This window comes from Novosphingobium sp. 63-713 (assembly GCF_001898925.1).
Lineage (GTDB): Bacteria > Pseudomonadota > Alphaproteobacteria > Sphingomonadales > Sphingomonadaceae > Novosphingobium.
In genome coordinates, this window is the sequence record NZ_MKVS01000047.1 from 523,583 (window position 1) to 546,111 (window position 22,529).

A 22,529-nucleotide genomic window follows, 5' to 3' on the forward strand; every position below is an offset into this window, starting at 1 on the left:
GGGGTATCAGTCAATCAAGGAGAGTAATGATGAGCATTCTCTTATGGCTTCTGATCGGCGCGCTGGTCGGGGCGGTCGCGGGCATGATCATGGGCGAAAGCATGGGCCTGTTCGGCAATATCGTCATCGGTGTGGTGGGCGCCTTTATCGGCGGCCTGCTCTTTGCCCATGGCGATATCAACAACAGCCCGCTGACGATCGGCAGCTTTTCGGTCTCGCTGGTGGGCGCCATCGTGCTGCTGGGCATCGTCAACCTGTTTCGACGCGGTTCCTTGCGCTGAAACGTTGAAACCATGCGGGCAATTCTCAACGGGCGCGCAGCCCCCTGCGCGCCCGTCTATAATGGCCAGAAGACATCAATGGCCAGCGTGCCCGCGACAATCACCATGACCGACAGGGGCAGGCCCAGCCGCCAGTAATCGCCAAAGCGATAGCCCCCCGGCCCCATCACCAGCGTGTTGCATTGATGGCCCACAGGCGTCAGGAAGTCTGATCCCGCGCCCGTGGCTACCGCCATCAGGAAAGCGTCGGGATTGAGATGCAGCCCGCGCGCCACCCCCACCGCCACCGGCCCCAGCAACAGCACCGTGGGCGCATTGTGCAAAAAGGGCGAGCAGGCCATCGCCGCCACCATCATCAGCCCCAAGGCCAGAATCGGCGCCACGCCGTCCAGCAGGCCGGTCATCACCTGGGCGATGATCTCGGTGCCGCCGCTGTGATGCACCGCCTCGCTGATCGGCGTCAGCGCCCCCAGCAGCACCAGCACCTCGGGCTCCAGCGCGCCATAGGCCTCGCGCGGGGAGAGCGCGCCCACCACCATCATCATCACCGCCGCGCCGAAAAAGGCCCCTGCCACCGGCGCCACCCCGAAAGCCACCATCAGCATGGCCCCCGCCAGAACGAGGATCGGCAGGAACCTTTGCCGCCGGTCGCCCAGTTTCACATGGCGTTCAAACAGCGGCAGCAGGTCGAGGTCGGTCAGGATCGCGGGAAGCGCCCTTTCGCCCGCGCGCAGCACCAGCACATCGCCGGCGCGCAGGGCGGTTTCGTCCAGCCTTTCGGTGATCCGCTCCTGGCTGCGGCCGATGCCCATCAGGCGGACGCCGAAACGGTCATTCAACCCGACCTCCTGCGCGGTCTGGCCCACCAGCAGCGAATGCTCCTGCACCACCGCCTCGATGCTGCGCATTTCCTCGCCGGGTTCCGATTTGCTGGGCTGCCGGGTTTCGCGTCCATGCATCAGCGGCACGCGGGCGAACAGGCGGTCGAGCGCCTCGTCCTGCCCCTCCAGCAGGAGGCAACTGTCGGCCTGAAGCGCGGCATCGGGCAAGGCAGGGCGCGCCGCCCCGTCCGGGCCGATCAGCCGCCGCAATGTCACCCCGTCATCGCTCAGGCGCAGGCTGGCGATCGTGACGCCGCTCTGCGCCAGTTCGGTGGTGATCCGCGCCTCTGTGGCATAGCGCGTCTGGGCCGATGCGGTATCGAGGCTGGCCGCGCCCTGCCGCTTGGCGGGCAGCAGGCGCCAGGCCACGCTGACCGTCAGCAGGCCGAGCGCCGTCAGCACCAGACCGACCGGGGCAAAATCGAACAGGGCAAACGGGCGGCCCAATTCCTGTTGCCGGATCTGGCTGACGATGATGTTGGTGGATGTGCCGACCAGCGTGACCAGCCCGCCCAGCAACGACATGAAGGCCATGGGCATCAGCAGGCTGGCGGGCGATGTGCCGGTCTTGCGGCTCATGCGCAGCGCCACCGGCATCAGGATCGCCAGCGCCCCGACGTTCTTGGTCAGCATCGAAAGCAGCGCGGTGGTGCCCGCCAGCACCGGCACCTGAACCCGCGCGGTGCGCAGCCGTTCCAGCCATGGTCCCACCGCCCATTCGATCACCCCCGATCGGGCGATCGCCGCGCTGACCACCAGCGCCGAGCCGACAATGATGACCACATCGCTGGTAAAGCCGGTAAAGGCCTGTTTGACCGGGACATCGCCTGTGGCCATCGCAATGACCAGCACGACCAGCGCCACCAGATCATAACGAAACCGCCCCCACACAAACATCGCAATGGCGCCGAACAACAGCGCAAAAGAGAGGCCTTGAGCATAGGTCATGGGCGCAAAGCCAAATGCAGGCGTGACGGGAATCGCGGCGACAGGGGCTTGTTATATCTCACAAGCGCATAATGCACGATAGGTTCGGCTCTGTCCCGGCCTATAACTCGGATCGTCGGATTTTCGCCTCAACGGATCGATGATCGTCCCGTGATCAGGTGGAAGATGAAGGAGGCAATGGCAAAAACCAGCAGAAGATGAATCAGTGATCCCGCGACGTGAAAGACGGCAAATCCACCGATCCATGCGACAACCAAAATAATGGCAAGAAAAAGCAGCATGGGGTTCCTCCTTTATTTCTATTTCCATGGCCGCAACAGGCGACTATAAAACAGAAATGCCCGGAAGGAACGGAGGTTCCATGATTTTTGACGAAGGTTATTTGCCGATCTGTTTGGCGATTTGCGCCATCAGTTCGGCAAAATCCTGCGGCACCGGCTCTTCGGCGGCGGCGTGATAATAGGCGCGAATATCCTCGCTCCACGCCGGGGTGGGGGGACGTTCAGGGTCGGTTTTTGCCCCAAGGGCATTGGTTGGTGGAGCTTCTTTCACGGGCTTGTCCCATTCCATGCGTCGCAATATCGCATACCGAAGGCGCCGATGACAGCGCATCGGCGATCATTTTTCAACATGCGATCCGAAAAACAGCGCCTGACTGATCGCGGCCCGCACGGTTTCATCGCGAAACGGTTTGCCGATCAGAAAGGCCGGTTCCGGCCGCTCGCCCGTCAGCAGCAATTCGGGGAAGGCGGTGATGAAGATCACCGGCACATCGCCGATGCGCAGGATCGCGTCCACCGCATCGGCGCCCGAGCTGCCATCGGCCAACTGCATGTCGCTGAGCACCAAGCCGGGGCGCTTTTCGGCAAAGATCACGCCCGCCTCGGTGGCGGTGGTGGCATTGCCGATGACACGGTGCCCGGCATCGGCCACGATATCTTCCAGATGGCTGGCGATCAGCGGCTCATCCTCGATGATCAGCACATCGACCGGACGGTCAAGCGCCAGATCGGCAATAGCCTGATGAACGAGCTGTTCGGCCTCTTCCTCGCTCACCCCCAGAATCTCGCCGGTCTGGGCGATGGAGAAGTCCTCCAGCTGGTTGAGCAGCAGCGCCTGGCGGGGAAAGCTGGGGACGCGCGCGATCTGGGATGCGGTTTCGGCGGCGAAACTGTCCGCCCCGCGCGCGAAACCGGCATCGCTGGTGGTCCACACCTTCGTAAAGGCGCGAAACAGGCCCACCGCCCCGCTGTTGATTTCCGCCAGCAGCGCAGGGTCCTGCAAGGAAGCCTCCAGTGTGGCGCGAACGATGGCGTCCCCGCTGGCCTGACGCCCGGTGACCGAACGCGCATAGCGGCGCAGGAAAGGCAGCGAGGCGGCAAGGTCGCGGGAATCGTGAACTGCCTTGTGGACGGAACCGGCGCGCTCAGTGATCAAAGTCATGGATTTCCTCGCAGCGAGTAGGGGCCTGCGTGTCAAACAGCTCAGCGCGCGGCGGGTTCCATTGGTCGTGCAAAATCCGAAAAATTTTTCACAGAAGGTTGGGTTACTGCTCTAATGATCTGATAAATAAAAGGAAAAACTGAATTTCTCGGAAGGCCGCCGGAATGGAACCTTCACCTGATCGGGACGTTAGCCCTTGCGAGGACCTAAAAAGGAAATTTCGCATGACCGAGAGATCCGATCATAAGGCTGTCGCGTCCGGCGCCCCGCTGAGCGATGCCGAGTTTCACAAGGAACTGACCGCGGCTATCCCGCATTTGCGCGCCTTTGCCCGCACGCTTTGCGGCAACCGCGACCGGGCCGATGATCTGGCGCAGGAAACGCTGATGAAGGCCTGGGCCGCGCGTGACCGCTATGCGGCGGGCACCAGTTTCCGGGCATGGACCTTCACGATCCTGCGCCACCACTATTTCGGCCAGTTGCGCCGCGAACGCTTTGTCGGCGATTATGATGAAGGCGTGGCCGAGACTGTGCTGAACACGCCGGGCGATCAGGAAAGCCAGATGGAGGCCACCGACGTGCTGCGCGCGCTCCAGACCTTGCCCGATGCCCAGCGCGAGGTGCTGATCCTGATGGCGGTCGGTTCGGTCAGCTATGAGGAAATCGCCGAAATCTGCGGCGTGGCCGTTGGTACGGTCAAGAGCCGGATCGCGCGGGCACGCGCCGCGCTCTCGGCGGTGCTGGAGGGCGGCGTGCTGCCTGATTTCCGCCATAACTTCGTCCTGGAAGGGGAGGTGCTGGAAGCTTTTATCAGCCAATTTCGGCAAATTGCGCCCCCGCACCTGACCATGCGGCTGGTGGCCTGATCCTGCCCGAGCGGGGCGCCGGTGACGGGCATCACCGGCGCCCCGGAGTTGGTTCGGCGGGATTAGCCGGCGGCGGCTTCCGTCTGTTTCGAGGCTGAGGGTGCGCGATAGATATCGACCTGCAGCCCTTTGCCATCGGAGGAAAAGCTGTGTTTGGCGCCCAGCGAGCGGGCCATCGCGGTTATGATCTGCGAGCCCAGCCCTGTGCCTTGCGGACTATGGTTTTCGCCCAGGCCCACCCCGTCGTCCTCAACGCGCAGGTGATAGCCATCCTCGCCTTCAAGGTCGAAACAGATGCGGACCTCGCCCGATTCCTCGCGGCCATAGGCATATTTGCAGGCATTGCTGACCAGTTCATTGACGAGCACGCCCAGCGTCACCGCCGTGGCCGCAGGCAGGGAGGCATCCTGGGCCATCACCTTGATCGAGCGGCGGATATTCTCGCTGGAGAAAGTGCCCGCCAGATCGCGCGCCATGCCTTCCAGATAATCGCGCATATTGACAGCGTGAAAGCTCTCGCCGGTGTAAAGCTGGCGGTGGATGCGGCCGATGGCCTGGATGCGGTGGCGCACATCCTGCAGCATGGCGCGCGCCTCCTGGCCGGTGGCGCGGCGCGATTGCAGGCTGACCAGCGAGGAGACCATCTGCAGGCTATTGGCCACCCGATGGTTCATCTCATGCAGCAGCGCCTCCAATTGCGCGTTGGTTTCGCGCAATTGCTGCTCGACCTGCTCCTTCTGCTGGCGCAGGCGCAGGGTGGCCGCCGCCTGATGCAGCGTGCTGGTCAGCAATTCAAAGAAGTCGCCGCTGCCGGTCTTGACCACATAATCGACCGCGCCCGCCTTGAGCGCTGCCACCGCCACGCCCGTTTCATCCGACCCGGTAACATAAATCACCCCCGGCGGCGAAGGCAGCGCCATCAGCAGTTCGAGCGTTTCCAGCCCTCCCATCCCCGGCATGATGTGATCGAGCGCGACCAGATCGAAAGGCGTCGCGCGGGCCAGCTCAATCCCCTCCGCACCCGAGAGCGCATAGGTCAGCTTGCAGCCCATCCTTTCGAGGTGGCGCTTGGCGAGACGACACAGACCCTCGTCATCGTCGATATAGAGGATGCGCGATTCAGACAGCGGCATCAGCCCCCGCTTTCCGGAATCTGGATGACCGAGAGGAACAGGCCGAGCTGGCGGATGGCGTCGGCAAAACTCTCATAATTGACGGGCTTGGTGATATAGACGTTGCAGCCCAGATCATAACAGCGCTGGATCTCGACCTTGTCATCGGTGGTGGTCAGCACGACGACCGGGGTGCGGTGCAGTCTGGGGTTTTCCTTGATCCGCGAGAGGATCGCCGTCCCGCTCATATCGGGCAGGTTAAGGTCGAGCAGGATCAGCACCGGGCCGTGCCGCGCCGGATCGCTGGCCGGGTTGAACAGGAATTCCAGCGCCGCCGTGCCATTGTCGAAATGGTTGATGTGGTTGGAAATTCCGGCACGACGGATGTTCTTTTCGATCAGGCGCGCGTGGCCCAGATCGTCCTCGATCATGATAATCGTGACAGGCAATGGATTGCTCATGAAACCTGACTCTGCTCCTCGGAATAATGCAGGGGGATCGACAGGATGAATGTCGACCCGACACCCAGTTCGGATTCGAGCAGGATGGACCCGCCCAGACGATAAACCACCGCGCGAACATTCGCCAGTCCAATGCCTTCGCCGGGCTGATCCTGCGCGCCCGAGCGGCGGAACAGGTCGAACACGCGCTCGAAATCGCGCGGGTCGATGCCGCGCCCATTGTCGGCCACGCGAAATTCGGCCTGGCTGCCGATGCGCTTGCCGGTGATGCGGATGACGGGCGGTCGGTCGGGCTGGCGGTATTTGATCGCGTTTTCGATCAGGTTGGACATGATCTGCTCGATCGCCACCCGGTCGCAATAGATCTCGGGCTGTTCAGGCGCGATGATGATCTGCGCCCCGGCCTGTTCGGCGCGCATCTTCATGCTTTCGACCACATCGCCCAGCAGCCGGTTCATGTCCAGCCAGGTCGGGGTCAGCGCCCGGCTGCCCTGACGCGAGAGTTGCAGGATGGCGTTGATCAGCCGGTCCATCTTTTGCGTGGATGTGCGGATGAAATGGATCGCCTCGGGCAAATCCTGCTCGATCAGCTCGTCGGTGCCGGGAAACAGCGTTTCGGGCCGGGTCCGGCGCGCCTCGACCAGCATTTCGCCCAGCCGCTTGGTGGCCAGTTCGAGCTCCGAGGTGAAACCCATCACATTGACCAGCGGCGAGCGCAGATCATGGCTGACGATATAGGCAAAGCGCTGAAGTTCGCCATTGGCGCGTTTGAGATCGGCGGTGCGCTCCTGCACGGCCAGTTCCAGCCCGGCGTTGGCATCGCGCAGCGCCTGACGCGAATTGACCAGATCGAGCGTGAACCGGCGCAGGCTGACAAAGGTGAGCAGCGCCACCACGATCAGCAGCAGCCCCGCCGCGCCCAGCACGACATAGAAACCATACTGGATCCGCCGCATTTCCGCGCCGCGAAACCGCTGCAGGCGCAATTCCTCATCCTGCATCGCGCGGGTCAGCACATCGAGCATTCCCAGCGGGTCCTCGACCCGGATCGATTCGCCGAACTCCTCTTTGGTGATCGCCCCCACATCCAGCAGCACCTGCGCCTGCAAGGCTTCGAGCAAGGGCACCCGGGCCTGCTGCCGGGGGTTGTCGCTGGTCAGCGTGCGAAAGCTGGCGATCGCGCTTTCCAGCCTGGTGCGATAGGTTTTCAACTCGTCGGCGCGCCGCTCGATGTCCCTCTTGCGCCGGAAACTGTCGATCCGCAGCAGCGACACGCGCATGGCCGAAACCTGCCGCTCGACCTGATAGGCATGGGCCACGCCGTCCATCTGGCGCTGGTTCATCGTCATCAGAATGGCCGCCGAACCCACAATCCCGGCCAGCGCGACAAAGCCCAGCAGGATCATGCCGATCCATTTGCCGCGCAAGGAAATGGGGGCGCGCAGGTCCAGCACCATGTCAGCGCACCACCTCGCGGCAATTGGCAATGGCGCCATCGCGCGGCGGCGCGCATCCGCGTGCGCAGGCAAAGCCGGAGGTCACCTTGGCCTCCATCGTATAGTCCTGCATCGCGATGCGGCATTCCTGCGCGGTTCGGTAGGGGCGGGAAAGGGCGCCCTCGGCATTCTCGCGCAGATCATCATAGTAATAGCCGTACCAGACGTCGTCCTGACCCTTGCCGTCCGAGCATCCGGCCAGCACAAAGCAGGCAGCCAGCACAAAGCAGGCGCGTTTTGGCCCGACGTTCATGTTCTTTCCCCGCTCCATCAGGTATGTAGACGCGCCAGATCGCAAAAGGTTTCATGACGCGGTGTGAATTGCAAAAATAAAACCGTGACGGAACTCTGCCCTGCGCTCGCCATTCCATCCCATGAAGGCGGCAAGACGGCCTTCTCAATCATCCATTTCGCAGGAGACGTATCATGGGTTCAGTCAGCGATCGCATTTCGGGCGCCACCAACTCGCTGGTCGGCAAGGCGAAGGAAGCCATCGGCAAGGAAACGGGCGACCCCAAGCTGGCCGCCAAGGGCGCGGCGCAGGACGCCAAGGGCAAGATTCAGACCGCCGCGGGCAAGGCCAAGGCCGCTATCGGCGAATAAGCTGCCCCCTCGATGGAGGGCAGGGCGTTGGCCCCGCTGGCGAGAGCGGGGCCAGCGTTATGGCGGGCTTAGGCCAGCACATCGCCATATTCGCGGTGGCGCGCGGCCCATGCCACCATGAACGAACAGCGCGGCACCAGTTTCAACCCCTGCCTCCGCGCCAGTTCAAACACGCCTTTGGCCAGCGCCCCGCCGATCCCGCGCCCCTCAAAGGCGGGGGGAACCTCGGCATGGAGCAGGTGATAGGCGCCGCTCGCATCCTGCCGATAGGTGCAGAAGGCCAGGGCGCCTTCCTCGATCGGCATCTCGAAACGCAGGGCATCTGTGTTCAGCGTGACAGGCTTGAGCGTAAGGGGGGAGGTCATCCACATTCTCCTTTACCGGACAAGATGTGGCCGCCGGCCCCCCAGCGCAAGAGATCAGCGCAGATGGCGCGCCAGCAATTGCAGCACGCAGCCGTAATAATCCTGGGCCAGCGCCTCGGTCTTGATCGGCTGGTTCAAGGTGCGCTGCACGACATTGCGTCCGCCCGGCGACAGCGGGAAGGGCGCCTCGGCACCTGACCAGACATCGACCCACGCCGGAATCGGCTGGCCCGAGGCCTGTTTGGAGCGCCAGTAATCGGCAATCGGGGCCACCAGCGCGCCGCGCCGCGCCGCCACCGCATAGAGCGCGATCCGCACCGCATCAAAACCGAATTGGGGCGCCTTGTCCGGCGCGGGCTGGGGCGTGCCGTCGGCCCCCACCACCACCCAGTCGGTGGGCAGATTATGCGCGCCGAACCGCGCCTTGCGCAGCAGGTTTTCGCAGGTGGCGATCACCGGGCCCCATGTGCCCGCGCCATCCAGCGCGGCAAAGGCGTCAAGCGCGGTAAAGATGTAATAGGACGGGTTGATCATCAGCCGATCGCCCAGATCGAAACCGGCAATCCCCGGCATCAGATAATGCTGGCCCCCGCGCGCGATCACCAGATGCTCACGGATCGCCTGCCGGATCTGGCGCGAGCGCGCCTCCCATGCGGGCATACCCCAGCGCCGCGCCGCCCGCGCCAGCCCCAGCGCGATCAGCATGTCGCCATCGGTGGCATTGTTGGGGTCGGCCACGGGATTGTTCGAACGCGGATCGAAGCGCCATGAATAAAGCGCCACATCGGCGCGGGCCAGATGGGCCTGCGTCCAGTTGTACATGGCCTCGAACGCCGGTCGGTCGCCCAGGGTCGCGGCCATCAGCATGCCGTAGCCCTGACCCTCGGTATGGCTGATGCCGCCATTGCCGGTGTCCACGATCCGGCCCGAGGCGTCCAGATAGATCTGGCGAAAGCTGGTCCACATGCCGTCGAGGTTTTTCGGACTCTCCATGATCTTCGGGCCGTCAAACGACTTCTGCCCGTCCGTCGATGCTTCCGGGGTCACGGATTTGCCCTCCCCCTTGCGCGAACAGCCCACCATCAAGGCGGCGCTGGCGGCCATCAACATATGGCGACGGTCGAACAACATGGATTTATCTTGCATCAATCTCTGCGCCATGGCGGATTTCAATGATGTTGTCCGCACAGGACAACAGGCGGGTCTGCAGCGCCTCAGGGCTGCCCATGGCGCGCATCCACCCGTCATAGGCTCCCAGCAGCAGCGCGGGCAAGGCCGCACCCCAGTGGAAATCGGGGTCATAGGGGATGGTGGCGGGGGCGTCGTGATGATGGATCAGCACGCCCTGAAGATCGAGCGTGATCTCCGCCTCGCCCAGCCCGACGCGCGACCAGACCGCGTTGACCGCGCCCTGAAGCTCGCGCAGGTCACGCATGGCCGGAATCGGGTTCTGCCGCGCCAGACGCTGGCCCACGGCGCGAAAGAAGCCCTGCGCCTGCTCCTTGCCCGCATTGGCAAAGATCTCCGATACGGCCAAGGCCGCGATCACCGCCAATCCGCGCTCCGAGGTCAGCGGCGGCAAAGGCATGTCATCCATCGTGCCCTTCCCCTTGGGTGTCCCGTCATATGCAAGCCTCATGTGATGCCCTCCCCTTATTTGGTGCTGCCAAGGGATTGACGAATGCCCAGCATCGAGCGGAATTCGTCATAATTGCCGAATGTGTTGTAGCTGACTTCGCCGCCCACGCGGGTGGCCGGGCCGATGCGATAGTAGAGCGAGGTCTGGGCCGACATGCCGAAACCGGTCTTGCTCAGACTGTCGTAATAGTTGCGCACATCGCTGTTGAGGGCCTTGAGCGCGTCGAGCTGGGCCTGTGCGGCCGCATTGGCCGGGGGATACAGGTTGGTGCGGTTCTGCGAGAAGCTCTGGAAGCCGGGCGTGCCGGATACTTTCAGATCCAGATTGCCCTTTTCATAGGCGTAACGGACCGGGAAGCTGAGCGCGAGGAAGCTTTGCGGGCTGAAATAGCCGCCCTGACCCCAGGTGAACTCGTTTTGATTGTTGCCATAGGATTGGTAATTGATGTTCATCCCGGCCGTGATCGACGAGTGTTCATCGCGCCATGCCCGCATATAGCCGCCGACATTGACCTCGACATTGCGGTTCTTGCGCGTATTCGTGCCGTTGTAACGGTTGTAGCTGACGTCGCCATAGGCGCCATTGCCATTGTTTTCGTACGAGTAACCAACACCGCCCCCGGTGCGCATGACCTGACCCCAGGTCTGGCCCGTCACGGGGTCGCGCGTTCCGGCATAAGAGACGACGCTGTCGGTCACCGGCTTGCGTTCAAACCATGCGCGCGCCGTGGCATGCTCGGAGAGTTGCGGGGTGACGGCCACGCGCCATGTCGCCTTGGTGCTGCCAAAGCCTACCGGCGTGGTGCCGCCTTCGATCTGCACCAGCTTGTCGGCATAGCCTGCGCTCAGCGCCACGCCCGAGGCGCGCTGGGTCTCGGCATTGATCAGCGCCGAGGCGACCTTGTTGACGATGGCCTGCGCCTCGATCGTGGCATTGGTGCCAAAGCGCGCAAGGCCCGAGCCCGTCGGACGCCCGGCGTCAATCACCACCGCTTCGGCGCGGGCAAAGACGCGGCCGCGGCCAAGCCCGGTGGAAAGCTGGGCATTGGTCTTCATCTCGCTCAATTGCGAGAGGCCCGCTTCGCCCTTGCGCGCGCGGAACGAGGCGTTGACCTCGGCGCGCGGGCCATTGTCGGCGGCCAGCCCGGCGATGTCGCGCTCAATTCCCGCCAGCACCGGATCGACGGGTGCTTGCGGGGTCGCGGCGAAAGGGGCGGCGTTATTCTGGGCGCCTCCGGCAAAGCCATTGCCCGGCAGGCCGCCCCATGTGGCGGGAGCCGGAGCCGATTGCGGGGCGAAATTATTGCCCTGATAGGCGGTGGGAACCTGCTGGGCGCCATAATTGCCCTGCGGAGAGAAGCCGCTCTGCGCGGCCCCGTTTTGGGGGGCAAAACCGTTTTGGGGCGCGAAGCTGTTCTGCTGCGCGGGCGCGCTCATCTGCAGGCGCGTGCCGCCGCCAAGGGCAAAGGGGTTGGGCATGGCGGGCGCGGCGGGCTGCTGCTGTTGCTGCTGCGCGCGGAAGGGGTTGGCGTCGGGCGCTTGCTGGGCCACCTGCGCGCCATCGGCGGCAAAGGGCGATGAGGCGAAAGGATTGGCGCCGTTGTTCGTCCCGCTGCTGCGCTGATAGACCTCGCGGGCCTGTTTGAAATAGCGCGTGGCGGCCGAGGCATTGCCGCGTGCCTGCTCGGTGCGGGCGGCGGCCAGCCAGACTTCGTAATTGTTCGGGTTTTCGCGCAGCAACTGGGTCTGCGCCTGCTGGCTCAGGCTCTTGTCGCCCGCCGCCTGCGCGGTTTCCATCAGGCCCGAGAGCGCGTCGCGGTTCTTGGGATCGCGCACCAGAATCATCTGGAAGGTCTGCGCCGCGCGGGCATTCATCCGGCCCGACTGATAGAGCCGCGCCAGCGAGGAAAGGATCTCCGGGCTGTCGGGCGCGGCGTTAAACGCGGTCTGGAGCACGTCGAAGGCCTGGGCGAACTGACCGGCCTGACGCAGGCGGTCGGCCTGCTGGGCCGCCGCGCTGGCGGCCATGCGGGCCACGGCGCGCTGGCCATTGGGATCGCCCGCGGCCAATTGCGTCGCCTTGGCCATCGCGGTGCGTGCCAGATCGTCGCGTCCCGTGCGCACGGCCACGCGCAGGATGGCCTCATAGCCGGCGATTTCCGAAACCGGTCCGTTGATCGCCTGCTGCGCCATCGCGGCGGCGTCGAAATTGTCGCCCAGATCGAGCAGCGCCTCGGCAATCGCGGCCTGCTTGATCGGCGAAAGGCCCTTGGTGCCGCCCAATTGCTTGAGCACGCCGACCGCTTCGCCCTTCTGGCCATTCGCGCCGATCTGCTTGGCGCGGATGATGGCGGTGTCGATCTTCAGTCCGATGGCGAAATTGCGCATCGGGGCCGAGCGGGCCTCGTCGGGAATGCGGTCGATCAGCCCTTGCGCATTGGCGGTGCGGCCCAGATCGGCGTTCAGCATCGCGGCGGCATAAAGCGCATCGGGATCGGTCGAGGAAGAGAGCGAGGCGATCAGGCTCTCGCTTTCGGGCACGCGGCCGCGGCGGATCATGAAGCGGGCAAATTCATAGCGGATCCAAGGATCGCTCTGGTCCAGCATGATGCCCTGCTGAAACGCCTGTTCCGCGCCGAAATCATCGCCGCGCGCCGCCGCCGACAGGGCCGCCCCGCGCGCCGCGCGGCTTTGCAGCCGCTGGCCGTTGGGGCTGTCCTCGCCGCCTGCCTGACGATAGAGGTCGGCGGCATCGGCAAAGCGGCCCTGACGTTCGTAAATGTCGGCCAGCAATTCATAGGCGCCGCCATTTTCGGCATAGCCCGAGCGGATCAGCGCCTCGGCGGCCTTGCGGGCATCGTCCAGAGCGCCGCGCGTGACCATCGCCTGCGCTTCCTGAAGCGAGGCGAAATAGCGCGCTGATTCCAGCGCTTCCTTCCACTTGGACGCATCGCCCAACTGGCTGGCCTGCGCCAGTTGATCGCGGGCCTGCGCAAAGCGGCCACGCTTCAGATCGACCAGACCAAGGCCGCCCAGCGCATCGGCGTCGCGCTTGTTGCGGGCAAGGGCCGACTGGAACTGACGCTCGGCGCTGTCCAGATCATTGTCCTGCAACTCGCGGAAGCCGATGACGCGGGCCTGACCGGCGCGGTCGGCCGCCGAAGGTCCGGCGGGTGCGGCAGGGCGCGGCGCGGGCTTTTCGGCCGCAGCCGGAGCGGGCGCAGGCGCGGCGCGCGGCGTGACCGGACGCGGAGCCGGTGCGCGGGCGGGCTGGGGCATGGCCGCCAGCGTGCGGGTCGGCTGGGGCGCGGGGGCGGGGGCTGCGGCGGGCGCCAGCGCGCGCTTGGCCACCGCATTGCCCGGGTCCAGCTCCAGCGCGCGGCGCCATGCCTGCACGGCCAGATCGTGACGCCCCTTGCCTTCCCAATATTGGGCCTGATCCAGCAGGGTCTTGACCCCCGATGCCTGCGCATGGGCGGGCGTGGATACCATACCCGAGGCCAGCATCGCTGCGGCCAGCGCTACGCCGGTATTCCAGCGCATTGCGCGGCGTTGAGAGGCGATGCTCACTTCTTGTCTCCCTTGTGCTGGTTCAGGTCGGCAGGCGCTTCACCCTGCAGGCGCTTCTTGGCCTGGCGGGCAAAGATCAGATAGACAGGGCCCGTCAGCAGCAGGGCAAGCAGCACCCCGCTCAGTGCCATCAACAGCGGGCGCTGGCTGAACCAATAGGCCATCTTCATCCAGAGCGGCAGGCTGCCGGCCCAGTAGCGCGGACCAATGGCAAAGCTGTTCATGCCATCGCCGGTGGTGACGGCAAGGTCGCCCTGAATCTGGGCGTTGATCTTGTCGTCATTCATGCCGTCGACCAACTGGGGCAGGGTGGCGGTGTCATCCGCAATCAGCGCGACCACGCTGCGGCCCGAGGAGATGGGCGATTCAAAGGCGACGATGCCGTTGAAGCCCTTGGAGGCATAGACGGTGTTCTCGACGTCTTCCTTGTTGTCCTTGCCCCAGCCGCCCAGCAGGCTCTCGACATATTGCAGGGGCGAGCGCTCGGTGACCTTGAGCGTGCCGCCCTCGTTGCGCAGCGGCGCATTGGCAAACAGCGCCCCGCCCGCCAGATTGGCGCTGCCGATCACGAGCACATCATGGTCAGCGGTCTGTTCACCATTGCCGCCCATCGAAACGGTAACGCCCGTGGTGGCCACGCCGGTCGAATCGCCCAGACGGCCCATCATGTCGAGGAATGCCTCGATCGCGGGTTCGCTGGGATGTTCGTCCATCACCACCACGGTTTCCGACAGGTCGGGGCGCACGGTGAAGGGATAGCCCGCGCCCGCAAAGCTGGCCAGATCGGGCATCTGCAGCCCGTGCCATGCGCCGGTCAGGTTGATCGTCGAATTGGGATCGAGGCCCACGCGCACATTGTCGGGCAGCGTGCCGGTGCACTTCTGCTTGTCGGCCATGATGAGGTTATAGTCGAAGACGATCTCGTTCGAGCCGAACAGGTTGTAGCGGGGCAGGCCCACGCTGCCGCGACCATTGACGCTGTTGGCGCCCGAACCATACCACAGGCGCTGCCACCAGCTCATGCCGGTCAGCGGCAGGGTTTTCAGGAACTGGCCGTTGATCGACACATCCATGCGCGAACCTTCGCGGTCCAGCCACTTGGCGTCGGGATAGATATAGCCAAGATTGAGCGAGCCGCCCTGACGGGGCCAGAAGAACAGGTCGGGCGCAAGGCGGAAACGCGCGGCCAGCGGGCCCGGCGGCAGGCCCATGCCCACCAGCGCATAAGGCGCCATGACCTCGCCCAGCTTGACCTCGCGGCCCGTGGTCAGCCAGCGCGGCGCGCCATAGCGCGGCCAGGTGGGGATGCGGGCATTGTCAAAGCTCATCTGCGCGCCGCCCGGAATGCCCTTGGCGCTGGCCAGAGCGGCGGCGGCAAGGCGGATTTCGGCATCATTGCGCCCGGCAATCACCAGCAGCATGCCGCTGGAATCGGCCGGGTTGCGGATCATCGTGGCGGTCGCGCCATTGATCGGCACATTGATGCCCAGCGCGGGGGCCTTCATGAACACGATCGCATTGCCGGTGGGCAGACGGCCTACCATCGGCTTGAAGGCAAAGCCGCGATACGAGGCCAGGCTGCCCATCCACGAGGAGATGCTGGCGGCGGCTTCCAGATCGCCATGCGTGGGCGCGGCGGCAAACACAAAAGGCAGATGCAGCGCGCCATTGTCGTGGCGGTCAAAGAACGGGCCGGGCAGGCTGGCCAGATCGGGCGCCTTGGGCAGCGACTGCACGGTCAGGTCAAAGCCGGACTGGACATTGCTGACATTGGCCCAGAGCGAGGAGTGGAACGGGTCCTCGCAATCGCGGGCATAATGCGCGATCAGGCGCAGGTTGAGCTGGTTGTCGCCGGGCAGGAACAGCGCGGGATTGACCGGGATCTTGAGCGTGATGCCGCCCGCATTGTCGCGGGTCAGCGCAACGGTCTGGACCACCTCGCCATTGAGCAGCACGACGAGCTGCGACAGGTCGCCCAGCAGCGCCGGGCTCCATGCCGCGCGCAGCGTGACCAGCGCGTCGGTGACGATATCATTGGGGCGCATGCCGAAGGGAATGCCGATTTCGCCGCGCGTGCCCGCCAGACGGATCGGCGTCTTGATGCGCAGGTCCTTGAAGGTCAGATGTTCGCGGCGCGTGCCGGTGGTGCCCGCCGAGATCAGCGGCGCGGCCGGGGCGGCGGCCTCGGGCGCGGCGGTGGCGGCAGCGGCCACCGGAGCCTGGGCGCGCAAGGCATCATGCGGGGCCAGCATCGAGGCGACCATCACCGCAAGCAGGCAGGCAGCCGCCTGGACCCCGGCCAGCCCCTTGGGCGCGGCCACCGGGCGGGCCATCAGCATCGGGCGTTCGGCCAGGGCGGCCTCTGCCTCGACCGGTTCGGACGACGCTTCGGGGCGCGCCATCGGCTTGTCCTTGGCGGCTTCCTTGGCGGCCGGAACGGGCTTGCTGGGCAATTCGGCGTTGGCGGCCGCCATTTGCGCACGCTGGGCACGCATCCGGCGACGTTCCTCGACATTCAGACCAAGCAGGCGCTTCAACGTCATCAGATCGACGGCAAGAATATCTTTCACAGACCGCAGTTCCCCAACCGGATCGGGTGCCGACATTTGCCACGCATCCGCCCGTCCCATAACGGCACGCACTAGCTTGCGGCCCATGGCCATGTCCAGCGGGTGGAACCGTACAAATGCGTATCCGCGCGCCGTGCGAATAGTATCCACAGGAATAACCAAACGATCAGCGTCCATATCCAGCGCGATATGGGTCAGTTCAGGTTCGCGCACCGGCAGATCGGCGGGAAGAGCAATCGCCGCGCCGCCCATCGAGATGTCGCGCGTGACGCCGGTGATTGCATGGCCCGACTTCAGATAGAGCGTGACGGGCAGTTCGGCATGGATGCGGATGTCCTTGCGCGCCTGACGGGTTTCGCGCGCCACCGAGACGGCGGCCAACAGGATGATCAGCGAGAAGCTGGCCCATGCGGTGTTGAGCAGCAGCGTGTCGATCTGGATGATCTGGATGTTGAAGCTGGACTGGAAGAACAGCAGCTTGATCCAGCCCATCGAGACGGCCCCCGCCAGCAGCGCGATGGCCACCAGATGGGGCTTCACAATGGCCCAGTCGAAGAAGGTCTGGTCCAGCAGGTCGCCCTTGTCGGTGACGTTGAACTTGCCCTTGCGCGGCTGGAACCAGGTCATGACCGTGGGCTTGACCAGATGGAAGGCCAGCATGGTTTCATAGACCTCGCCCCAGAACGGGCGGCGCCAGCCAAGCTGCGAACGGCCGCTGAACACCTGCGAACAGACGAGGTGGGGCGCGGAGAAGGCGAAGATCAGCGAGGCCGAGGCCTGAATGATGTTCTGGCCAAAGATCAGATAGGCCAGCGGGCTGGTCAAAAACACGATGCGCGGCAGCGGAAACTGAAAGTGCATCATGGCGTTGAGATAGCAAAGGCGCTGGGTGATGCTCAGCCCCCTGCCGAACAGCGGGCAGTCGATGCGCAGGATCTGGGTCATGCCGCGCGCCCAGCGGATGCGCTGGCCTACGTGCAGAACGAAACGTTCGGTGGCAAGGCCCGCCGACAGGCGCGCCTCCAGATAGCCGGTGTTCCAGCCCATGCGCTGCAGCTTGAGCGCGGTATGCGCGTCCTCGGTCACGGTTTCACCGGCAAAGCCGTTGGTGATTTCCAGCGCCTCGCGGCGGATGATCGCGCAGGAGCCGCAGAAGAAAGCCGCGTTCCACAGATCGTTGCCGCCCTGCACCGGGCCATAGAACAGGTCGCCTTCGCCCGGCATGTCGCCCACCACATTGCCCAGATTGCGCTGGACCGGATCGGGCGAATACATGTGGTGCGGCGTCTGCATCAGCGCCAGCTTGGGGTCCTTGTCGAACCAGCCGACCGAGAGCTGAAGGAACGAGCGCGTCGGCACGTGGTCGCAGTCGAAGATGGCGATCAGCTTGCCGTCGGTCTTTTTCATCGCCGCGTTCATATTGCCCGCCTTGGCGTGCAGATTGTTGTCGCGCGTGATGTAGCCGCATCCCGCCTTGCGGGCGAAAGCCTTGAATTCCGGGCGCTTGCCGTCGTCAAGGATATAGACGTTGAAGCGGTCGGCCGGATAATCCATGTCCATCGCGGCATAGACCGTGTTGCGCACGATCGAGAGGCTCTCGTTATAGGTGGGGATGTAAACGTCCACCGTGGGCCATTGCGAAGGATCGCCCGCAGGTTCCACCACGGGGCGATAGAGCGGCCAGCTGGTCTGGATAAAGCCCAGCACGAGGATGACCCAGGCATAGGCTTCGGCCAGATAGAGGCCGGTACCCAGCATCGCTTCGAGAGGGCCGCCGAAGGAGAGCGTCTGGGTCGTGCGCCAGAACAGATAGCGGGTTGACACGATCAGCGAGAGCAGGCCGATGGCCAGCGCGCCCTTCTGCGATTTCCAGCGGTTGATGATCAGCGCGCCCACGATCGTGGCGCCGGCAAATTGCCATTGCGATTTGGCATCCAGAGGCACGGTGATGACCGCTACGGCGATCATCGCCAGCAGCGCCCATCCGAACAAACGTCCGATCCTGGGGAGATAGTCGATCACGCCGCTTCTTCCTCCGTCTGGGGGGGCGCACAGACCTGCGCAATGGTCTTGGCCAGAGCGCGAATGTCGGCCAGAGCGCCGCTGGCCGGAGCATGGGCGGGCAACAGCTTGGCCATGGCGACGGCTTCGTTGACCGATTCGTCCTCATGGATCGACCCGATCAGCTTGCCCCCCAGCAGTTCGCGCAGGAAGCTGTTGGCGTTGCGGGCAAAGCGGCGGGTTTCATCCAGCCGGTTGATGATGAAGGCGGTGTAATCCAGATCGATCAGCGGCGTGCCCGGCACCACCTGCGTCAGCGCGGCCAGACCCAGCGCGGTGGGCGAAACCGGCACCACCATCAGCGAGGCATGGGGCAGCAGTTGATCGCGCAGCGCCGTATCGTCGGCGGCAATATCGGCCACCACGAAAGTGCCGCCCGAAAAGGGTAGCTCGCCATTGTCGAGCGCATTGGCAAAGGCGGGCGCGTGCGTGGCGCGCCAGCCCTGACGCAGCGACACCCCGCCAATGGTCAGCCCCTGGTTTTCAGGCGCTTCCAGATCGGGGATCTCGCTGATCGGTTTCAGGCCGAAATAGAGCTTGAGGCTGTCCTGACGGGTCATGTCGATGGCGGTGGCGCCATGCCCGGCCTCGGCCAGAGCCATGGCCAGATGCGCGGCCACAAAGCTGGTGCCGGCGCCGCCCTTGGGCGAATGGCAAAGGATCAGCGGCATCAGAGCTTTCCTTGTTCGATTTGCTGGGCCAGCTTTTGCAGCAGGGCATGGACATCGCCGGGCGCATCCTCGGTGTTCTGGCCGCCATAGCGGGCGAACAGGCTGCTCAGGTCCTTGGAGGCCGGTGCTGCATCGCCGCCCGATGCTTCGCTTTCGGGGCGGGCAGGCGCGATCGCGGCCGGTGTGGCCGCCGGGGCAGGGGTCGCCGCTGTGGTTGCGGCATTGGCGGTGATCGCCACCTCGCCATGATCCTCGGCCGGAGGAGCGTTGAGGATGCGCGGATCGTGGATCAGCGTTTCAAACAGGGGCCAGAGCTCGACATCGCTGAAGCGATCCGCAAATTCCTGGTAATGGAAGTCCCGCTTGCCCAATTTGGCCAGCAGATTGGCCACGTCCTTACGCATGAATCGACCCCTAGGTTTGTTCCCGTATAAACCTGCACGTAATTGGTTAACAAACGCTAACTTTGAGGCGTTCGTGGTGCGAGTTTCTTGGGAAACCGGGGTTTTTCGGGGGGTAAATTCTTAATGGGGACGAATCAGAAGCTCGGCCCGCAGGCTTTCGATCAGGCCCGAATCGGCCGTCAGCTTGTCCTGCTCCTCGTCGAGAATCGCCTGAAACAGGGCGTTGACCATCCTTGCCGCTTCCTGCGGGTCGATGGCGCCGGGGGCGGTGGAGTTTAACAGATCGACCATGCGCGTGGCGCCGTGCAGCCGCCCCATCAAGTAATCATGTTCGCGATAGGCGCGGCTGAAGAAAGCGGCAAAGTGATGAAATTCTTCGCCTTTCAAACGGCGCGACAGGCCCGTGGCGCTTGTCCCCCCCGCCACATCACGCGGTGATATGCGGTCGATCTTGACCGGGTTCATCTCGGCCTCGCCCTGTCCGCGCGTCAGCGTCAGTGTGGCCAGATCGTAAAAGGCAAAGCCCAGATAGGCCAGCAGCATCACCTGTCCCAGCGCGGCCGGGAGATGGCGGATCGCCTCGACCAGCAGCGCGTCGATCCGCGCGTCCAGTTGGGGCAGCGCGCCCGCCGCTGCCATTTCGCGTAGCACTTCGCCCGGATTAACCAGCACGTGCCCCGAATCGACCGGGATCGGCGAGGCCATGCTCAGCGCCAGCGACAGCCCCTGCCATGCCGCATCGCGGGCGATGCCGTGATGATGGGCCGAAACATCGCTCAATTCCTCGCGCGCTTCCTCCAACCGGCGGATCAGATGGCGCATCCGGCGCAGGCGGAATCCGCTGTCATGGCTGCGCAGGAAGTCCTGCATCTCGCTCGACATGCTTTGCCCGGCGGTGCCTCTGGGGCGCAGATTGGCATGGGCCCAGCGGCCCAGCGCATGGCGGATCGCCGCGCCGGACTGCTCCGCAGGCGCCGCCATCGGCCCCTCAGGGGTTAACGCCTGCGCCAGCGCGTCCAGCGTGATCTCCAGCTTCATCCGCGCATAGGCCTGATAGGCAAACCCGGCCTGTTCGACGGCGGCGGCATGGGAAGCCTGACGCCATGCCGCCATCTGGACCCCATCGGGGCAGGTGTTGAGCACATCGCGCCCCAGCGCCAGACGCACCGAGGCCTCCACCTCGGGCTGGATCGCGGCCATGATCTGTCGCACGCGGGCCATATCCGCCGATTGGCGGGCCAGAGCCTCCAGATTGTCGCGGATCGGCTGTTCGCGCGGGATGGTGGAAATCGCGCGAAAGATGACACTGAAAAAGCCCGGCGCGCCGGTGGGCCGGACGTTGGCAACCGCGTCCTGCGTGGGGTCGATATAGAGCAGGCGGCGGTCCACCTCGCGCTCGGCCGGGCGCGAGGGCAGGGCGGCAATGGCTTGCGCAAAGGGTGCGTTGACGAGGATCGAACCATCCATCAGCGCCGCCTCATTCACGGTCCCGGCGGCGAAATGGGCGGGCAGCACGCGCGAGAGAAAGGCGGCCCGCCCGCTCCATACCTCGTCGCGTTCGGCCATCAGCCGGTCGATTTCGACTGGCAGCAGCGGCGGGAATGCGCCCGGAAAACTGGCCGAGGCGCGCGCGGCAAAGACCAGTTCGGGCAGCGCCGCCAGCACCCCGTATCCGGCATGGGCGCGAAAGCTGATGTCCACGCGATGCTCGCGTTCCTCGACCCATGGCGGGCTGTGCAGCGCGACTTTCTCGGGATGGCCCGCATAATCGGTGGCGGTGGTGAACAGGTCGAGCGGATGGCCGCGGGGCAGGAGCGGCACCCCGCAGGCGCCGCCCGCCATGGCATCGAGCGCCTCGGCGATCAGGCGGGAAAAGCCGATCCCGCTGAACGGCGCCTCGAACCAGCGCGAGCGCACCAGCCGGTTGAGCTTGGCCCTGATCTCGTCCTCAATGGCCGATGAAGTGTGCGATATGGGCGAGGTGCGCGTCAGCAGCATCCGCACCAGAGGCACCGCCCATTGCTTGGCAAAGCCGGTCCAGCCCTGATCGTCGGCATCGAGCAGGCAGTCGATATCGGCCCGCTCCAGCCACAGGCGCGTCAGCGGCTCGAGCGATTGCCCGCTGTGGATGGCCTGGGCCAGAAACACGCCGTTGAGGCCCCCCGCGCTGGCCCCGGCGACAATATCGGGCAGCACCCGCAATTGGGTGGCCGTGCGATCCGCGATGGCGTTCAGCAGGTCGGCATAGATCCGCTCGCTGGGCAAAAGATTGTCGGGGCTGTGGCGCAGGCGGCTGGCGCGGGCCAGCTTCCACACCTCCTTGGTCACGCCATGCATGTAAACCGCGAGGCTGATGCCCCCGTAACAGACCAGAGCGAGACGGAGCTCTTTATGACGCATGGGTCACTGTCTGCGCCGAATAGGGTTTACTGGCAAGCGGCTATAGGTCTTTGTAGGCTGGCAACCCCAATTGCCAGCGGATCGCGGCAAAGCGCAGGATCAGCCCGCCCAGAAAGCCCACCCCCATCGCCAGCCCGCCATGCGCCCCCATGCTGACCAGCGCGACATAGGAGCCCGCCGCCAGCGCCGCCGCCGTCACATAGATTTCGGGCCGCAACACGATCGAGGGCACCCCCGCCAGCATATCGCGGAAAATCCCGCCCATGCACGCCGTCACCACCCCCATGATCGCGGCGGGCAGCGGCGGTATGCCCAAGGACAGCGCCTTGGCCGCGCCAAACACGCTGTAGGCGGCAAGCCCAATGCCGTCGAACCATTCCAGCGCCTGTTCGGGCCAGATCCGGCGCGGCGTGAACCACACCAGCAGCGCCGCGCCCAGACAGATCGCAATCGGCGCGGACCGATGCATCCAGAACACCGGCGCCCCGATCAGCACATCGCGCAAGGTGCCCCCGCCAACGCCCGTGATCGCGCCAAAGAACATAAAGGTGACCAGCGTCTTGCGCATCCGCGCCGCCGCCAGCGCGCCCGAGAGAGCAAAAACGGCCGTGGCCGCCATATCCAGCCATGGCATCAGCCATGCCGAGGCATCCACAACAGGCTGAACAGAGAGGGATGTGGGCACCATTCGTCGCTTTTTCGTCATGCCGGGGCATTTTGCAAGCGTATGCGTGGCGGCCAGACGCTTGACAGCGTTGT

General features: G+C 64.8%; 20 protein-coding genes. 3 read left to right on the forward strand and 17 right to left on the reverse strand.

From position 1 onward, the window contains the following. Positions 1–29 precede the first annotated feature (29 nt). Entirely contained in the window at positions 30–281 is a 252-nt protein-coding gene (locus tag BGP00_RS20845) for a GlsB/YeaQ/YmgE family stress response membrane protein (RefSeq protein ID WP_168604140.1), read from the forward strand. A gap of 56 nt (positions 282–337) precedes the next feature. On the opposite strand, the gene BGP00_RS20850 is transcribed toward BGP00_RS20845, so the two are convergent. From BGP00_RS20850 to BGP00_RS20865, 4 genes are all read right to left on the reverse strand, one after another. After that, complete coding sequence (locus BGP00_RS20850) at positions 338–2,110, reverse strand: SLC13 family permease (protein ID WP_292688694.1); 1,773 nt, start codon at positions 2,108–2,110, stop codon at positions 338–340. A gap of 128 nt (positions 2,111–2,238) precedes the next feature. Then, on the reverse strand, positions 2,239–2,391 hold the full coding sequence (locus BGP00_RS20855) for a lmo0937 family membrane protein (protein ID WP_168604142.1): 153 nt from the start codon (positions 2,389–2,391) through the stop codon (positions 2,239–2,241). 97 nt (positions 2,392–2,488) lie between these two features. After that, positions 2,489–2,662: a NepR family anti-sigma factor gene (locus BGP00_RS20860; RefSeq protein ID WP_168604143.1), complete on the reverse strand. Its 174-nt coding sequence runs from the start codon at positions 2,660–2,662 to the stop codon at positions 2,489–2,491. 66 nt (positions 2,663–2,728) lie between these two features. Next, positions 2,729–3,553 (reverse strand): response regulator, encoded by an 825-nt coding sequence (locus tag BGP00_RS20865; RefSeq protein ID WP_168604144.1) that lies wholly within the window; start codon positions 3,551–3,553, stop codon positions 2,729–2,731. A gap of 224 nt (positions 3,554–3,777) precedes the next feature. On the opposite strand from BGP00_RS20865, the gene BGP00_RS20870 reads away from it, so the two are divergent. Next, on the forward strand, positions 3,778–4,419 hold the full coding sequence (locus BGP00_RS20870; RefSeq protein ID WP_168604145.1) for a sigma-70 family RNA polymerase sigma factor: 642 nt from the start codon (positions 3,778–3,780) through the stop codon (positions 4,417–4,419). A 62-nt stretch (positions 4,420–4,481) separates the two neighbouring features. Here the strand turns inward: BGP00_RS20870 and BGP00_RS20875 are convergent, their stop codons facing one another. Genes BGP00_RS20875 through BGP00_RS20890 form a run of 4 tightly spaced genes read right to left on the reverse strand, consistent with a single transcriptional unit; the run spans position 4,482 to position 7,741 of the window. Beyond that, positions 4,482–5,552 (reverse strand): histidine kinase dimerization/phosphoacceptor domain -containing protein, encoded by a 1,071-nt coding sequence (locus BGP00_RS20875; protein ID WP_292688698.1) that lies wholly within the window; start codon positions 5,550–5,552, stop codon positions 4,482–4,484. Beyond that, positions 5,552–5,992 (reverse strand): response regulator, encoded by a 441-nt coding sequence (locus BGP00_RS20880; protein ID WP_168604147.1) that lies wholly within the window; start codon positions 5,990–5,992, stop codon positions 5,552–5,554. Before BGP00_RS20880 ends, BGP00_RS20875 begins: the two co-directional genes overlap by 1 nt. Next, the gene (locus BGP00_RS20885) at positions 5,989–7,449 is read right to left on the reverse strand and encodes an ATP-binding protein (protein ID WP_292688700.1); all 1,461 of its coding nucleotides are present in this window, start codon (positions 7,447–7,449) and stop codon (positions 5,989–5,991) included. Before BGP00_RS20885 ends, BGP00_RS20880 begins: the two co-directional genes overlap by 4 nt. 1 nt (position 7,450) lies before the next feature. Then, positions 7,451–7,741 (reverse strand): hypothetical protein, encoded by a 291-nt coding sequence (locus BGP00_RS20890; RefSeq protein ID WP_292688702.1) that lies wholly within the window; start codon positions 7,739–7,741, stop codon positions 7,451–7,453. 173 nt (positions 7,742–7,914) lie between these two features. Here BGP00_RS20890 and BGP00_RS20895 point away from each other — a divergent pair, with 173 nt between their 5' ends. Continuing rightward, complete coding sequence (locus tag BGP00_RS20895) at positions 7,915–8,091, forward strand: CsbD family protein (RefSeq protein ID WP_168604150.1); 177 nt, start codon at positions 7,915–7,917, stop codon at positions 8,089–8,091. 68 nt (positions 8,092–8,159) lie between these two features. On the opposite strand, the gene BGP00_RS20900 is transcribed toward BGP00_RS20895, so the two are convergent. The 9 genes from BGP00_RS20900 to BGP00_RS20940 all read right to left on the reverse strand — a co-directional run bounded on the left by BGP00_RS20900 (position 8,160) and on the right by BGP00_RS20940 (position 22,458). After that, positions 8,160–8,456, reverse strand: coding sequence for a GNAT family N-acetyltransferase (locus BGP00_RS20900; protein ID WP_292688704.1), 297 nt, complete (start codon positions 8,454–8,456; stop codon positions 8,160–8,162). Between the two features lie 54 nt (positions 8,457–8,510). Next, the gene (locus BGP00_RS20905) at positions 8,511–9,602 is read right to left on the reverse strand and encodes a glycosyl hydrolase family 8 (protein ID WP_292688706.1); all 1,092 of its coding nucleotides are present in this window, start codon (positions 9,600–9,602) and stop codon (positions 8,511–8,513) included. Further along, positions 9,592–10,095: a hypothetical protein gene (locus BGP00_RS20910; RefSeq protein ID WP_292688708.1), complete on the reverse strand. Its 504-nt coding sequence runs from the start codon at positions 10,093–10,095 to the stop codon at positions 9,592–9,594. Before BGP00_RS20910 ends, BGP00_RS20905 begins: the two co-directional genes overlap by 11 nt. A gap of 14 nt (positions 10,096–10,109) precedes the next feature. After that, positions 10,110–13,664, reverse strand: a complete 3,555-nt coding sequence (locus tag BGP00_RS20915) for a cellulose biosynthesis protein BcsC (protein WP_292688710.1) — start codon at positions 13,662–13,664, stop codon at positions 10,110–10,112. Next, positions 13,661–18,256, reverse strand: a complete 4,596-nt coding sequence (bcsA, locus tag BGP00_RS20920) for a UDP-forming cellulose synthase catalytic subunit (protein ID WP_292688711.1) — start codon at positions 18,254–18,256, stop codon at positions 13,661–13,663. Before bcsA ends, BGP00_RS20915 begins: the two co-directional genes overlap by 4 nt. Next, positions 18,253–18,966, reverse strand: a complete 714-nt coding sequence (locus BGP00_RS20925) for a division plane positioning ATPase MipZ (RefSeq protein ID WP_292688713.1) — start codon at positions 18,964–18,966, stop codon at positions 18,253–18,255. The genes bcsA and BGP00_RS20925 overlap by 4 nt, the downstream gene beginning before the upstream one ends. Further along, the gene (locus BGP00_RS20930; RefSeq protein WP_292688715.1) at positions 18,966–19,370 is read right to left on the reverse strand and encodes a hypothetical protein; all 405 of its coding nucleotides are present in this window, start codon (positions 19,368–19,370) and stop codon (positions 18,966–18,968) included. Before BGP00_RS20930 ends, BGP00_RS20925 begins: the two co-directional genes overlap by 1 nt. A 120-nt stretch (positions 19,371–19,490) precedes the next feature. Next, complete coding sequence (locus BGP00_RS20935; protein WP_292688716.1) at positions 19,491–21,770, reverse strand: patatin-like protein; 2,280 nt, start codon at positions 21,768–21,770, stop codon at positions 19,491–19,493. Positions 21,771–21,810: 40 nt separating this feature from the next. After that, a complete protein-coding gene (locus BGP00_RS20940; protein ID WP_168604156.1) occupies positions 21,811–22,458 on the reverse strand; it encodes a trimeric intracellular cation channel family protein in 648 nt (215 codons plus the stop codon). Between the last annotated feature and the right edge of the window lie 71 nt (positions 22,459–22,529).

Excerpts from the sequence above, each read along its gene's own strand:
- BGP00_RS20845 (WP_168604140.1), top strand. The coding sequence starts at position 30 with ATGAGCATTCTCTTATGGCTTCTGATCGGCGCGCTGGTCGGGGCGGTC.
- BGP00_RS20850 (WP_292688694.1), bottom strand. The coding sequence starts at position 2,110 with ATGACCTATGCTCAAGGCCTCTCTTTTGCGCTGTTGTTCGGCGCCATT.
- BGP00_RS20855 (WP_168604142.1), bottom strand. The coding sequence starts at position 2,391 with ATGCTGCTTTTTCTTGCCATTATTTTGGTTGTCGCATGGATCGGTGGA.
- BGP00_RS20865 (WP_168604144.1), bottom strand. The coding sequence starts at position 3,553 with ATGACTTTGATCACTGAGCGCGCCGGTTCCGTCCACAAGGCAGTTCAC.
- BGP00_RS20870 (WP_168604145.1), top strand. The coding sequence starts at position 3,778 with ATGACCGAGAGATCCGATCATAAGGCTGTCGCGTCCGGCGCCCCGCTG.
- BGP00_RS20875 (WP_292688698.1), bottom strand. The coding sequence starts at position 5,552 with ATGCCGCTGTCTGAATCGCGCATCCTCTATATCGACGATGACGAGGGT.
- BGP00_RS20880 (WP_168604147.1), bottom strand. The coding sequence starts at position 5,992 with ATGAGCAATCCATTGCCTGTCACGATTATCATGATCGAGGACGATCTG.
- BGP00_RS20885 (WP_292688700.1), bottom strand. The coding sequence starts at position 7,449 with ATGGTGCTGGACCTGCGCGCCCCCATTTCCTTGCGCGGCAAATGGATC.
- BGP00_RS20890 (WP_292688702.1), bottom strand. The coding sequence starts at position 7,741 with ATGAACGTCGGGCCAAAACGCGCCTGCTTTGTGCTGGCTGCCTGCTTT.
- BGP00_RS20895 (WP_168604150.1), top strand. The coding sequence starts at position 7,915 with ATGGGTTCAGTCAGCGATCGCATTTCGGGCGCCACCAACTCGCTGGTC.
- BGP00_RS20900 (WP_292688704.1), bottom strand. The coding sequence starts at position 8,456 with ATGACCTCCCCCCTTACGCTCAAGCCTGTCACGCTGAACACAGATGCC.
- BGP00_RS20905 (WP_292688706.1), bottom strand. The coding sequence starts at position 9,602 with ATGCAAGATAAATCCATGTTGTTCGACCGTCGCCATATGTTGATGGCC.
- BGP00_RS20910 (WP_292688708.1), bottom strand. The coding sequence starts at position 10,095 with ATGAGGCTTGCATATGACGGGACACCCAAGGGGAAGGGCACGATGGAT.
- BGP00_RS20925 (WP_292688713.1), bottom strand. The coding sequence starts at position 18,966 with ATGCCGCTGATCCTTTGCCATTCGCCCAAGGGCGGCGCCGGCACCAGC.
- BGP00_RS20930 (WP_292688715.1), bottom strand. The coding sequence starts at position 19,370 with ATGCGTAAGGACGTGGCCAATCTGCTGGCCAAATTGGGCAAGCGGGAC.
- BGP00_RS20935 (WP_292688716.1), bottom strand. The coding sequence starts at position 21,770 with ATGCGTCATAAAGAGCTCCGTCTCGCTCTGGTCTGTTACGGGGGCATC.
- BGP00_RS20940 (WP_168604156.1), bottom strand. The coding sequence starts at position 22,458 with ATGGTGCCCACATCCCTCTCTGTTCAGCCTGTTGTGGATGCCTCGGCA.